At 66.3% G+C, this 12777-nt stretch carries 12 protein-coding genes; 7 read left to right on the top strand and 5 right to left on the bottom strand.

Annotated elements, in window-relative coordinates; all coding sequences use genetic code 11:
• The first annotated feature begins 102 nt into the window (after positions 1–102).
• Positions 103–1098: an aspartate-semialdehyde dehydrogenase gene (locus ACYVKQ_RS06690; protein ID WP_460576918.1), complete on the top strand. Its 996-nt coding sequence runs from the start codon at positions 103–105 to the stop codon at positions 1096–1098.
• 76 nt (positions 1099–1174) lie between these two features.
• Positions 1175–2287, top strand: coding sequence for an energy transducer TonB (locus ACYVKQ_RS06685; RefSeq protein WP_460576916.1), 1113 nt, complete (start codon positions 1175–1177; stop codon positions 2285–2287).
• Between the two features lie 3 nt (positions 2288–2290).
• Here ACYVKQ_RS06685 and ACYVKQ_RS06680 read toward each other — a convergent pair whose 3' ends face one another.
• Positions 2291–3052 carry an alpha/beta fold hydrolase gene (locus ACYVKQ_RS06680; protein ID WP_460576914.1) on the bottom strand — a complete coding sequence of 254 codons (762 nt, stop codon included), beginning with the start codon at positions 3050–3052 and terminating at the stop codon, positions 2291–2293.
• A 183-nt stretch (positions 3053–3235) separates the two neighbouring features.
• On the opposite strand from ACYVKQ_RS06680, the gene ACYVKQ_RS06675 reads away from it, so the two are divergent.
• From ACYVKQ_RS06675 to ACYVKQ_RS06655, 5 genes are all read left to right on the top strand, one after another.
• Positions 3236–5128 carry a hypothetical protein gene (locus tag ACYVKQ_RS06675; RefSeq protein WP_460576912.1) on the top strand — a complete coding sequence of 631 codons (1893 nt, stop codon included), beginning with the start codon at positions 3236–3238 and terminating at the stop codon, positions 5126–5128.
• Between the two features lie 282 nt (positions 5129–5410).
• Positions 5411–7261: an ABC transporter ATP-binding protein gene (locus ACYVKQ_RS06670; RefSeq protein ID WP_460576910.1), complete on the top strand. Its 1851-nt coding sequence runs from the start codon at positions 5411–5413 to the stop codon at positions 7259–7261.
• A 106-nt stretch (positions 7262–7367) separates the two neighbouring features.
• Positions 7368–7826, top strand: coding sequence for a hypothetical protein (locus ACYVKQ_RS06665; protein ID WP_460576908.1), 459 nt, complete (start codon positions 7368–7370; stop codon positions 7824–7826).
• Between the two features lie 9 nt (positions 7827–7835).
• A complete protein-coding gene (lpcA, locus tag ACYVKQ_RS06660) occupies positions 7836–8423 on the top strand; it encodes a D-sedoheptulose 7-phosphate isomerase (protein WP_460576906.1) in 588 nt (195 codons plus the stop codon).
• 291 nt (positions 8424–8714) lie between these two features.
• A complete protein-coding gene (locus ACYVKQ_RS06655; RefSeq protein ID WP_460576904.1) occupies positions 8715–10253 on the top strand; it encodes a YifB family Mg chelatase-like AAA ATPase in 1539 nt (512 codons plus the stop codon).
• Between the two features lie 147 nt (positions 10254–10400).
• On the opposite strand, the gene ACYVKQ_RS06650 is transcribed toward ACYVKQ_RS06655, so the two are convergent.
• The 4 genes from ACYVKQ_RS06650 to ACYVKQ_RS06635 form a co-directional block, all read right to left on the bottom strand.
• The gene (locus ACYVKQ_RS06650) at positions 10401–10574 is read right to left on the bottom strand and encodes a hypothetical protein (RefSeq protein WP_460576902.1); all 174 of its coding nucleotides are present in this window, start codon (positions 10572–10574) and stop codon (positions 10401–10403) included.
• A gap of 259 nt (positions 10575–10833) precedes the next feature.
• The gene (locus ACYVKQ_RS06645) at positions 10834–11115 is read right to left on the bottom strand and encodes a LytR/AlgR family response regulator transcription factor (protein ID WP_460576900.1); all 282 of its coding nucleotides are present in this window, start codon (positions 11113–11115) and stop codon (positions 10834–10836) included.
• Positions 11112–11567: a LytR/AlgR family response regulator transcription factor gene (locus ACYVKQ_RS06640; protein ID WP_460576898.1), complete on the bottom strand. Its 456-nt coding sequence runs from the start codon at positions 11565–11567 to the stop codon at positions 11112–11114. Before ACYVKQ_RS06640 ends, ACYVKQ_RS06645 begins: the two co-directional genes overlap by 4 nt.
• Positions 11545–12450: a sensor histidine kinase gene (locus ACYVKQ_RS06635; protein ID WP_460576896.1), complete on the bottom strand. Its 906-nt coding sequence runs from the start codon at positions 12448–12450 to the stop codon at positions 11545–11547. The genes ACYVKQ_RS06640 and ACYVKQ_RS06635 overlap by 23 nt, the downstream gene beginning before the upstream one ends.
• Positions 12451–12777: the final 327 nt, after the last annotated feature.

The following is a 12777-nucleotide window of genomic DNA, read 5'->3' as shown; positions in this document are numbered from 1 at the left end:
GCCGCACCGATACGCAAGCTAAACCATTGGCTGCAATTCCCGGCACTTTTGACGAATTTTGCGGGCCGCTTCGCCTGAAGCGCTTAACTCCTGATTCTGAAGATGAAAGTAGCTGTCGTTGGCGCCACCGGCCTCGTGGGTGGCGAGATGCTGAAAGTGCTCGAAGAGCGCAACTTCCCCGTGACCGAACTCCTGCCCGTCGCCTCCGAAAAATCGGTGGGCCAGCTGATCCAGTTCAAGGGCCAGTCTTACCCCGTGGTGAGCATGGACGACGCCATTGCGGCCCGCCCGGCCGTGGCCATTTTCTCGGCCGGCGGCTCGGTGAGCAAGGAGCTGGCGCCGCGCTTCGCGGAAGTGGGCACCGTGGTGATTGACAACTCCTCGGCCTGGCGCATGGACCCTTCGAAAAAGCTGGTGGTGCCCGAAGTCAACGCCCACGTGCTCACCGCCGAGGATAAAATCATTGCCAACCCCAACTGCTCTACCATTCAGATGGTGGTGGCCCTGAGCAAACTGCACGAGGCCTACAAGGTGGAGCGCGTGGTGGTGAGCACCTACCAGAGCGTGACGGGCACCGGCAAAAAGGCCGTCGATCAGCTGATGCAGGAGCGCGCCGGCGGCGAGGTAACCAGCCAGGCCTACCCCCACCCCATCGACCTGAACGTGCTGCCGCACATCGACGTGTTCGAGCCGAACGGCTACACCAAGGAGGAGATGAAGATGGTGAAGGAAACCAAGAAGATCATGGGCGACGAGAGTATCCGCGTGACGGCCACCACCGTGCGCATTCCCGTCATCGGGGGCCACTCCGAGGCCCTGAACGTGGAGTTTGCCCGCGACTTCGACCTGGCGGAGGTGCGCCGCCTGCTCGAAAGCACCTCCGGCGTGGAGGTCGTCGATGATCCGGCCCACAACCGCTACCCCATGCCCAAGGACGCCCACGGCAAGGACGCGGTGCTCGTGGGCCGCCTGCGCCGCGACGAATCGCAGCCCAACACCCTGAACATGTGGGTGGTGGCCGACAACCTGCGCAAGGGCGCCGCCACCAACGCCGTGCAGATTGCGGAGTATCTGCTGCAGGCCGGGCTGCTGAAGTAAACGGCGGCCGCGTTATCTTGCCGGGCTTTGGCGGAGCTTATCCGTCAAAGCCCGGCTTTTTTATTCGTTTCGCGCTATGCGTTTTCGCTTTGTACTCGCGGCCCTGGCTCTTGGCGCCCCGGCCGCCCAGGCCCAGACGGCCCCGCCCGCTACCCCGCCTGCCAACGCCGTGTATACCTACGTGGAGCAGATGCCCCAGCCGCCCGGCGGCATGTCGGCGCTGATGCAGGCGCTGGGCCAGCAGCTTCAGTACCCGTCCGAAGCTGCGCAGCAGCGCCTGGAGGGCAGGGTGTTCGTGAACTTCGTGGTAAACACCGAGGGCCGCATCGAGCAGGCTAAGGTGGTGAAGGGCGCCCACCCGCTGCTCGACGCGGAAGCGCTGCGGGTGGTGGCCCAGATGCCCGCCTGGACGCCGGGCCGGCAGAGCGGGCGGGCCGTGAACGTGTCGTACACCCTGCCGATAGCCTTCCGCCTGCCCCCGCCGGCGCCGGCCGCGCCGGCCCCTACGGCGGACCGGCCCGCCTCGAAAGACCGCCCGCCGTACCCGCAGGGCGGACAGGAAGCCTTGGCCAACTACCTGAAGACGGCCCCTTACCCCGAGGAGGCCCGGAAGGCGCAGGCCTCGGGCGTGGTGTTCATACAAGTGGAGGTAGACGCTCAGGGCCAGGTGGAGAAGATCAGCCCGGCGGCGGGCATTGGCTTGCAGAACGGGCAGGCTACGCCCATCATGCCGGCGCTACGCCTCGAGGCCCTGAACCTAATCAGCAACGGCCCGGGCTGGGTGGCGGGTCAGGCCCAGGGCCAGCCTGCCGCCGGCAGCCACATCGTACCGCTGCAGTTCGATGCGGCCACGGGTACGGTGTCGCTGCTGCCCGGGCTGCGGCTGTTTCCCGAGCAGCCACCGGTCATTCCCGGTGGTCCGGACACCTACCTAAGAGCCATGGCGCAACGGGTGCGCTACCCCGCCCAGGCCATGCGCCAACACCGCCAGGGCAAGGTGGTGCTGTTCGTGCAGGTCAGCGAGGATGGTCGCCTGGAATACCCGCAGGTGATTGAGTCGGTTTCCCCGGAACTCGACGCAGAGGCGTTGCGCGTGGCAAAGCTGCTGCCGCCCATGTCGCCGGCGCTGGAACAGGGCCAGCCGGTGCGTAGCTACTTTCTGCTGCCCTTCACATTCACGATCAAATAGCGCTTACTCCTCCCGCTCAAACACCCGCCCCGCGAAGTCCAGCACGGCGCGGCGCGTCACTTCGGGCTGCTCGAAGAACCCCACGTGGCCCACGTTATCCAAGATGAGCACGTGGCTTTCGGCTGGCAGGTTGATCTGGGGCAGCAGGCTGTCCACGGTCACGGCCACGTCGTCCTTGCCGATGATGAACTGCACCGGGTACGGTGCCGTGCGCAGCACCTGGGTGCGGTCGGGGCGCTCCTTCATGGCCTTGAGCGCGCCGATGATGGTTTCGGGCGGCGTGGCCTTGCCGATTTCCTCAAGGAAGCACCGCTCGTCCACCAGCTTCTCGCGGTTGGCCGGCGCAAACAGGGGCCGCACGAAGGAGTCCATGAACTTCTCCACGCCGTGGCGCTGGATGAAATCGATGTTTTTGTCGCGGTTGGCCTTTTTCTCCTCCGAGTCGGGCAGGGCGGTGGAGTGAAACAGGCTCAGGCCGGCCACCATGCTCGGATAGCGCTCGGCAAAGGCCAGCGCCGCGTAGCCGCCCATGGAGTGGCAGATGAACACGGCGCGCTCCACGCCGCGCTGGCGCAGGTACTCGGCCAGGTAGCGGGCCTGGGCTTCCATGCTGTAGTCGCGCACGTCGTGGATGTTGGTGCCGAAGCCGAGCAGGTTGGGCGTCACGAGGCGGTACACGTCGGGGAAGTCGCGGGTGAAGGCGGTCCAGACTTCGCGGCTTTCGGCGAAGCCGTGCAGCAGTACAATGGTCGGTTGGGTGCTCATGGCAGCAGGAGGTGGTGGGGCAACGGTGGCGTGGGGTAACGGCAAATCTACGGGACTCGGGCAGTATCGGCCGCCGCCGATTATGCGGGCGGGCACCGGCGAGCGGCCCCGGCCGGGCGTTTCGGCCGGTAAGTGTAGCTTCGCACAGGCCGCTTGCGTATGCAGGCCGCTTACCCTTCCCCTATGAACCACATTTTCCCCCGGCTGGGCTTCGGCCTGCTGCTCGTCGCCGTTGCCTCTCCCCTGCTCGCCCAAACCACGGCGGATACCGTGCGGACGCCGGTCCCCGTGCCCTCCGCCCCGGTGGCCGAGCCGGTAGCCGCGCCCGCGCCGGTGGCTGCGCCCGTCGTCACGACGGCCCCCGCTGCTACGCCCGTCCGCATCGAGGCGACAGACCCCAAAGCGCCGCTGCAGGCCCCGGTATACGTGCCCCTGAACCAGGACGTGTACCGGCTGATGGAGCGCTACGCCATCAAGTACGGGCCAGATTCGCTGGGCGACATTCAGACCTCGAATCGGCCCTACAACCGCGCGGCGGTGGCACGGCTGGCCGAGCGCATGGAGCGCGACTCGGCGACGCAGGCAACGGGCATTTCCCGGGCCGACCGCTTCAATCTGCGCTACCTGCAGCAGGACAACTGGCCGTTTCTGACGCAGCCGGCGGCGCAGGCCCGCAGCCGCAGCCGCCAGCCCATCCTGAAGCACTTCTACCGCACCCCCACTGACCTCTACAGCGTCAACACCCCGGACTTTCAGCTGCGCGTGAACCCGGTGATTCACTTCCAGGCCGGCGGGGGCGACGGGGGCTTCCTCTACGCCAACACCCGCGGCGTGCAGGTGGAGGGCATCATCGACCGGCGCCTGGGCTTCTACACCTACTTCACCGACACGCAGATGCGCGTGCCCGGCTACGTGGCCGACCGCGTGGCGCGCGACAACGCCGTGCCGCACGAGGGCTACTGGAAAAACTTCAAGAACCGCGGCGACCAGCTCGACTTCCTGACGGCCCGCGGCTACGTCACCTACGCCGCCACGCGCCACATCAACGTGCAGCTGGGCCACGACCGCAACGTCATCGGCAACGGCTACCGCTCGCTCATTCTGTCCGACTTCGCGGCGCCCTACTTCTTCCTGAAGCTGAACACGCGCATCTGGAAGCTGAACTACCAGAACATCTTCGCCGAGCTGACCACCGAGCGCAGCCGCGACCGGAGCACCGGGGGCAACATCGACACGGTGTTTCAGAAGAAGTACATGGCCATGCACCACCTGAGCTACGACATCACGCCGTCGCTGAACGTGGGCCTGTTCGAGACGGTGATGTTCGGGCGGCGCAAGGGCCACTTTGAGCTGCAGTACCTGAACCCCATCATCTTCTACCGCAGCGTGGAGCAGGCCATCGGCTCGAACGACAACGCCGTGCTCGGGGCCGACTTCAAGTGGAACATCAAGCGCCGCGGCCAGCTTTACGGGCAGGTCATCCTCGACGAATTGGTGGTCAGCCAAGTACGCGCCGGCAACGGCTGGTGGGGCAACAAGCAGGCCTTCCAGCTCGGGGCCCGGTACCTCGATGTGCTGGGCCTGCGCAACCTCGACCTGCAGGCCGAGTTCAACTACGTGCGCCCGTTCACCTACCAGCACGTCGACCTGTACCGGGCCTACGAGCACTACGCCCAGCCGCTGGCCCACCCCATGGGCGCCAACCTGCGCGAGGTGCTCGGCATCCTGACCTACCAGCCCCTGCCCCGCCTGACGCTGACGGGCAAGGCCATCTACGTGCAGCAGGGCCTGGATACCGGCACCGGCCGCAACAACAACCTGGGCTCCAACGTGCTGCGCTCTTACAACGAGCGCCCCCGCGACGCCAACAACCAGCTCATCGACTACGGCTACAGCACCGCCGGCGGGCTGCGCTACGAGTTGCTGCACGGCGACTTCACCGCCACCTGGCAGGCCCGCCCCAACCTCTGGCTCGACGCGAAGGTGGTGGCCCGCCACACCAACCTGTTCGGCTCCGACGTGTACCCCTCGGTGTCGTTGCGCTGGAACGCGGCCCAGCGCCTGTTTGAGTTCTAGACCGCGGATACGAACGGATAGGGCCCTGGCTTACCACCAGCCGCGTAGGGCTGGGGGCGGCTCTGCTCAAGCCGGTAAAACCCCACCCCCGGCCCCTCCCCCGTAGGGAGGGGTGCCAGACGACTGCAACGCCAGAACGCACCCCTCCCTACGGGGGAGGGGCCGGGGGTGGGGTCCTACGGCGGCCGAAAAGGGCCAACCGACAGCTCGGCTTAAGGTATTCCGCCCGCATCGGCGTCGGGTACATCAGCCCCGCGCCGGGCGGTTACCTTTGCGCTTCCGATGAAAACCTACCTGCGCATTCTCAGCTTTGCCCGGCCCTACGCCGACTTCGTGCCCCTGTACTTCCTGTACACCATCCTGGGCATCTTCTTCGGCATAGCCAACTTCAGCCTGGTCATTCCGCTGCTCAACGTGCTGTTTGGCGTGGAAGGCAAGGAGCCGCTGCCGACCACGCCCCCGCCCTTCGCCCTGGACCTGGACTACGTCACGGGTACCTTCAACTACTACTTCGGGCAGGTGGTGGCCACCGAGGGCCGCATGGGCGCGCTCGGCTTCGTGTGCGGGGTGATTGTGGTGTCGGTGTTTTTCAGCAACCTGTTCCGCTACCTGAGCCTGCGCCTGGTGGCCCGGGTGCGCGCCCGCGTCATTCGCACCATGCGCGCGGCGCTGTACCAGAACGTGACGCGCCTGCCGCTGGGATACTTCTCCGACACGCGCAAGGGCGACATGATGTCGCGCTTCACCAGCGACGTGCAGGAGGTGGAAACGTCCGTGATTAACACGCTGCAGTCGGTGGTGCGCGAGCCGCTGACCATTTTCTTCATGTTCGCGGTGCTCTTCAGCATGTCGGTGAAGCTGACTTTGTTCACGCTCATCCTGCTGCCGATTTCGGGCGGGCTGATTGCCGGCGTGTCGAAGCGCCTGCGCCAGCACGCCAAAACCAGCCAGTCCACCCTGGGCCACATGCTGTCGGTGATTGACGAAACGCTGGGCGGCATGCGCGTCATCAAGGCCTTCAACGCCGAGGCGTACGTGACCGGCAAGTTCCACGAGCAGAACGAGCAGTACACCCGCACCCAGCGCCGCATCGACAACACCCGCGACCTGGCCTCGCCCTTCTCCGAATTTGCCGGCGTGATGGTGGTGGCCGGGCTGCTGTACTACGGCGGCTCGCTGGTGCTCAGCGGCACGGCCGGCCTGAGCCCGGCCTCCTTTATCACCTACATCATCCTGTTCTCGCAGATTCTGGTGCCGGCCAAGGCGTTGTCGTCCTCGTTCAGCAACATTCAGCGCGGCCTGGTGGCCGGCGAGCGGGTGCTGAGCGTCATCGACACCGAGCCCAGCATTCAGGACAAGCCCGGCGCGAAGACGCTGCCGGCCTTCGGGCACGAGGTCGAGTTCCGCAACGTGGGCTTCAGTTACGGCGGCGAGGACGGCCGCCAGGTGCTCGAAGGCATCAACCTGACCGTGGGCAAGGGCAAAACCGTGGCGCTGGTGGGCCCTTCCGGCGGCGGCAAGAGTACCCTGGCCGACCTGGTGCCGCGCTTCTACGACCCCACCGCGGGCCAGTTGCTCATCGACGGCCACGACCTGCGCGACTGCACCGTGCACTCGGTGCGCGCCCAGATGGGCATCGTGACGCAGGAAAGCATCCTCTTCAACGACACCATCTTCAACAACATCCGCTTCAACAAGGCCGACGCCACCGAGGCCGAGGTGATGGAAGCGGCCCGCATTGCCAACGCTCACGACTTCATCATGGCCTCGCCGGAGGGCTACCAGACGATGATCGGCGACCGGGGCGCGCGCCTCTCGGGCGGGCAGCGGCAGCGCCTGAGCATCGCCCGCGCCATCCTGCGCAACCCGCCCATCCTCATCCTCGACGAAGCTACCTCCGCCCTCGACACCGAGAGCGAGAAGTTGGTGCAGGAGGCCCTCACGCGCCTCATGTCGAGCCGCACGTCCCTGGTCATTGCCCACCGCCTGAGCACCGTGCAGCACGCCGACGAAATCGTGGTGCTGCAGCACGGCCGCATCGTGGAGCGCGGCACCCACGACGAGCTGCTGCGGCGCCCCGACGGCCTATACGCCCGCCTGAGCCGCATGCAAAACAACCCGGCCCTGGCCTAACCCGCGCCCGCCGCGCCGGCATCCGCGGCCCGCGCCCGGCGTAAAAGGGTATATTTCCGCCGCCCAACGCCCTGGGCCCGGCTTTCCACACCCTTTCCTCCTCCCCATGTTAGCCCTTCGCCGAATAGTCACCGTGCTGGTGATGATTTACCTGCTGCTCGCTTTGCTGTTCGTCGTCACCAGCGGCGCCCGCGACGCGATGATGAGCATGTTCAACAGCAGCCGCGAATACTTCTGGTACGCGCTGTTTCTGATCGGGGCGGGCCTGCTGCTGCTGCAGCTGCTCACCGAAAACGCCTACACCGTGGCGCTGCGCCGCAACATGCTGGGCTACGAAACCAAGATCAACGAGCTCAAAGCCAAGCTCTACGACCACCAGCTGGAGCAGCGCGACCGGGACCTGCGCACCGTGGGCGGCACCACCGTGCCCCGCCCCGAGCCGGCGCCGGGTAGCATCCCGCGCGGCAGCGTGGTGCCGCCGCCCTCCGCCGCCGACCTGCCGCCCAGCCTCGACCCGCCGACGACCAACCCCAGCACCTACCCCACGGACCGGCCCGCGGTGTAACTTTGCCGCGTGGCAGATACCCTCACCGACCTCATCCGGGCTGAACTGACGGAAGCCCGCAGCGTACTCGACCGTTTCTTGGCCGAGCCCCGCAACCTGGCTTGCATCGAGCAGGCCGCCCGTCTCATGGCCGACAGCCTGCGCGGCGGCGGCAAAATCCTGAGCTGCGGCAACGGCGGCTCGCTCTGCGACGCCCAGCACTTCGCAGAGGAACTGAGCGGCCGCTACCGCCAGGACCGCCCCGCGCTGGCCGGCATTGCCCTCACCGAGGCCTCGCACATGAGCTGCGTGGCCAACGACTACGGCTACGACTACGTGTTCAGCCGCTACGTGCAGGCACTGGGCCGCCCCGGCGACGTGCTGCTGGCCATCAGCACCAGCGGCCACTCGCCCAACATCCTGCGCGCTGCCGAAGCCGCCAAAGCCGCCGGCATGACGGTGGTGGCGCTGACCGGCAAGGACGGCGGCCCGCTGGCCGGGCTGGCCGACGTAGAAATTCGCGCCCCGCACTCGGGTTACGCCGACCGCATTCAGGAAATCCACATCAAGGCCATCCACATCCTGATCATGCTCATCGAGCAGCTGGTCGCGGCGTAAGGGCAAAAGCCCGTCATCCTGAGCTTGCGAAGAACCTTCCTCTAGCCTTGCACCGCCTCCACCGACGAAGGGCGGACTCACTTCCAAAGCTGTAGCCACCAGAAAGCGCAGCCACTGACCGAAATGGCCGTGGCTGCGCTTTTATCGTTCTGGCCGAACCACGTTTGCACGTTGGCATCAGCGGGGGTGCAGGGCACGAGCAAGGCCCTTCGGTTAGGCCCCAGGACGACGTTCGGGATTGGTCCTAAAGCTCCCTATCTTCGCCGTTCTTACTCCCCATCGTCTATCCTTATGGTTACCAAAACTTACGGCTCGGCCGTGCAGGGCGTCAACGCCTATACCATTACGATTGAAGTCGTTGTATCGCAGGGCATGAACTTTTACGTGGTCGGGCTGCCCGACAACGCCATCAAGGAAAGCCAGCAGCGCATCGAGGCGGCCATGCGGGGCCGCGGCTACACCATGCCGCGCACCAAGGTGGTGGTGAACATGGCCCCGGCCGACATTCCCAAGCAAGGCTCGGCCTACGACCTGCCCATCGCACTGGGCATCCTGCACGCCTCCCAGCAAATCACGACCGAGCGGCTCGGCGAGTACATTATCATGGGCGAGCTGGCATTGGATGGCGAGCTGCGGCCCATCAAGGGCGTGCTGCCCATTGCCATTCAGGCCCGCAAGGAGGGCTTCAAGGGCTTCATCCTGCCTCGGCAGAATGCCCAGGAAGCGGCCATCGTCAATAACCTCGACGTGATTCCCGTGGGCACCATGCAGGAGGCCATCGACTTCGTGGAGGGCCGCTTGGAGATTCCGCCGCTGCAGGTGGACACCCGCGACGTGTTCATGCACTCGGCCAACCAGTACGCCGCCGACTTCGCCGACGTGCAGGGCCAGGAAAACATCAAGCGGGCCCTGGAAATTGCGGCGGCCGGGGGCCACAACGTCATCATGATCGGCCCACCCGGCGCGGGCAAAACCATGCTGGCCAAACGCCTGCCGAGCATTCTGCCGCCGCTGTCGATGGTGGAGGCGCTGGAATCGACCAAGATTCACTCGGTAGCCGGCAAGCTTGGGGCCAACGCCTCGCTGCTGAACGTGCGGCCGTTCCGGGCGCCGCACCACACCATCTCCGACGTGGCGCTGGTGGGCGGGGGCGGCAACCCGCAGCCCGGCGAAATCTCGCTGGCTCACAACGGCGTGCTGTTCCTGGACGAGCTGCCCGAGTTCAAGCGCACGGTGCTGGAGGTGATGCGCCAGCCGCTGGAGGAGCGCCGCGTCACCATCTCGCGGGCCAAGGTCAGCATCGACTTCCCGGCCAACTTCATGCTCATCGCCAGCATGAATCCTTGCCCCTGCGGCTACTACAACCACCCCGAGAAGGACTGCGTGTGCGGCCCGGGCGTGGTGCAAAAGTACCTGAACAAGGTGTCAGGGCCCTTGCTGGACCGCATCGACCTGCACGTGGAAGTGACGCCCGTGACCTTCGACCAGATGACCGAAACGCGCCGCTCCGAGAGCAGCGCCGGCATCCAGCAGCGCGTGGACAAAGCCCGGCAGGTGCAGGCCGTCCGCTTCCAGGACTTTCCCGACATCCACTCCAACGCCATGATGCCCTCGCAGATGGTCAAGGACATCTGCCAGATCAACCCGGCCGGGCGCACGCTGCTCAAAACGGCCATGGAGCGCCTCGGCCTCTCGGCCCGGGCCTACGACCGGATTCTGAAAGTGGCCCGCACCATTGCCGACCTGGCCGGCACCGAGGAAATCCGCATCGAGCACCTGGCCGAAGCCATTCAGTACCGCTCCCTGGACCGGGAAGGATGGGCCGGCTAGGGGCCGGGCTACTGCAGCAGGCCGCGGCAGCGCCGCCCACCACGTGCTGCTCCAGGGTGACGTACACGTCGGCCAGGGTGTCCCAGCCGCTGATTTCCGCGTCGGGCGGCTCCACGGCGAAGCGCTTTTCCAGCAGGATGACCAGCTCTACCACGCCCAGGTCGTGCTGCTGCGCCTGCGGGCGCGGGCGTGCCGCCGCAGCTGCGGCCGCAGGCGCAGCTGCAGCGGCTGCACGGCCTGGTGCAGGGCTTCGGGCCCAAGGGCGGCAGTATCGGCGCCGGTCAGCGGCGACGCAGGAGCAAGAAGCGGGACAGAATCCATAGGCGAAGCAACGGGGCGCCGCGTATCCGCGGCCGCCTGAATGAGGTAGCTGAAAGTATTCCGGCCGCGCCGGGGCCGAAAAAACTTTCTACCCACGTCCCGGACAGCTGGACCAAGCCCGGTTTTTCGAGCCCTGCCGGGCATCTGCTCCCGCTTCACTTTCGCGCCGTGGAGTCCGTGGCCGGGGTGAAAGCCATCGGCCAGCGCGACCCATTCCGGTCATTCAGCCCGCGGCACGCCCGGGCTGCTACCAAGCGGCTCAGTGCATGTTGCGGGCTTCGATGTGCCGGTGAAACGCCTCGGCGTACGCGTCGCCGATGGGAATAACGGCCTCGCCGAGGTAGATGCGGTTTTTGCGGATGGAGTCGATCCAGCTCAGCGCGACGATAAAGGAACGGTGCACCCGCACGAAATCCGGGGCCGGCAGCCGCTCCTCGAAGGCGCGCAGCGAGTTTAGCGTGAGCAAGGGCTTGCCCGCGCCGGTGTGAATCTTCACGTACTCCTTCAGGCCCTCCAGGTAGCGAATGTCGCGCAGGGTCACGCGCTGGGTGTGGTAGTCGCGGCCTTCACGAAGTTGTACTCCTCGGCCGGCCCGGCCGGGGGCGCAGCCAGCGGCACCGGAGCGGCCGGGGCGGCGGACCACAGCCGCTCTTGCGCCTTGGTGGCAGCTTTCAGAAACCGGTCGAACGGAATGGGTTTGATCAGGTAGCCCACCGCGTCCAGATCGAAGCCGTCGACGGCGTACTGCTTGTAGGCGGTGGTGAAGATGACCGCCGCGTTGGGGCGCAGCGTGCGAACAAACTCCACGCCCGTCAGGTCGGGCATCTGCACGTCGAGGAACAGCACGTCTACCGGCTCGCGCGGCAGCACCTGCATGGCCTCGAGGGCGCTGCGGCAGGTGCCCACCAACTGCAGAAAAGGAATGCGTTCGACGTAACCGGCAAGCAGGCGCAGCGCCAGTGGCTCGTCGTCAACTAACAGGCAGCGGAGCATGGTGCAGTTCGAGGGTTAGGGTGACCAGAAATTCGTCGTCCGTCGGGCGGATGTCGAGCCGGTGGCGGCCGGGATAGAGCAGCAGCAGGCGCTGCGTGACGTTTTGGATGCCAATGCCCGAGTCGCGGGGACCCTCGGCGGCAGCCACCTGCGGGAAGCGGCGGTTGCACACCCGGAAAAGCAGCGCGGGGCCGTCCACGCGCAGCTCCAGGTGGATACACGAGGGGTGCTGGTAGCTCACGCCGTGCTTGAAGGCGTTTTCGACGAAGGGAATCAGCAGCACGGGCCCGATGAGCTTGCCCGCGAGGCGGCCCGTCTGCACGAACTCGATCTGCACGTCGTCGGCGAGGCGCAGGCGCTGCAGGCCCACGTAGTTGTGCAGGTATTCCCCTTCCTGCTCCAGGGCTACGCGCGGGTCGTTGGCCTCGTAGAGCATGTAGCGCATCAGCTGCGAGAGTTTGAGGATGGCCTCGGGCGTGTCGTCGGAGCGCAGCCGCGCCAGGGAGTAGATGTGGTTCAGGGTGTTGAAGAGGAAGTGCGGGTTCACCTGCGACTTGAGAGACGCCAGCTCGGCCGTGAGCTTGTCGCTGTGCATCTGCCGGCGGGCCCGCTCGTTGTCGAACCACTCGCTGGTGATGCGCAGCCCGCTGCTGACCATCCACACCATCACCGTAATCAGCACAATCACGGCCTCGAACTGCTGCCGGTCGGCCACGGTGGTACCGGGCCGCAGCGGGCGCGGTGCGCTCAGCCCCAGCCACTGCAGGCTCAGGGGCAGGTGCAGCAGCGGAATGAGCAAGACGACGACCAGCAGGTACAGGCCCACGCGTTGCCGGGCCAGCCGCCGCGGAATCAGCACCCAGTAGTTCAGGTAGAAGAGCACGGCCAGCCGCGCCACCGGGGCCGCCGTGCGCCACAGGCTGAAGTGCGGCGGCTGTTGCTACAGCAGCACCCACGGCAGAAACGGCAGCGCCACCCAGCAGGCCAGGTGAACGAGGATATGCAGCAGGCGCTGCCGGGTGAAGAATCGGGCCATAGCCAGCAAAACCGGCGACTCCGGAGCACCGTCGGTTTGGTGAATACCCATTCCATTACGCGGCTCGGGGGCTGCAGGGGCAAAAAACGGATGGCCGACGCCATCCGGGTGAACCGATGCCGCCGCCCGGACTCCATCAGCCGGCCCGGCCACACGCACTCACTTTCCCCATAT

It is taken from the genome of Hymenobacter coalescens (assembly GCF_054783195.1).
The sequence above is the reverse complement of the archived record's forward strand: the minus strand, read 5'-3'. Positions and strand labels throughout refer to the sequence as shown.

What these genes read in the sequence shown, in the direction of transcription:
- ACYVKQ_RS06685 (WP_460576916.1), top strand. Translation starts at nt 1,175, where the DNA reads ATGCGTTTTCGCTTTGTACTCGCGGCCCTGGCTCTTGGCGCCCCGGCC.
- ACYVKQ_RS06690 (WP_460576918.1), top strand. Translation starts at nt 103, where the DNA reads ATGAAAGTAGCTGTCGTTGGCGCCACCGGCCTCGTGGGTGGCGAGATG.
- ACYVKQ_RS06640 (WP_460576898.1), bottom strand. Translation starts at nt 11,567, where the DNA reads ATGCTCCGCTGCCTGTTAGTTGACGACGAGCCACTGGCGCTGCGCCTG.
- ACYVKQ_RS06665 (WP_460576908.1), top strand. Translation starts at nt 7,368, where the DNA reads ATGTTAGCCCTTCGCCGAATAGTCACCGTGCTGGTGATGATTTACCTG.
- ACYVKQ_RS06675 (WP_460576912.1), top strand. Translation starts at nt 3,236, where the DNA reads ATGAACCACATTTTCCCCCGGCTGGGCTTCGGCCTGCTGCTCGTCGCC.
- ACYVKQ_RS06670 (WP_460576910.1), top strand. Translation starts at nt 5,411, where the DNA reads ATGAAAACCTACCTGCGCATTCTCAGCTTTGCCCGGCCCTACGCCGAC.
- ACYVKQ_RS06650 (WP_460576902.1), bottom strand. Translation starts at nt 10,574, where the DNA reads ATGGATTCTGTCCCGCTTCTTGCTCCTGCGTCGCCGCTGACCGGCGCC.
- ACYVKQ_RS06680 (WP_460576914.1), bottom strand. Translation starts at nt 3,052, where the DNA reads ATGAGCACCCAACCGACCATTGTACTGCTGCACGGCTTCGCCGAAAGC.
- ACYVKQ_RS06655 (WP_460576904.1), top strand. Translation starts at nt 8,715, where the DNA reads ATGGTTACCAAAACTTACGGCTCGGCCGTGCAGGGCGTCAACGCCTAT.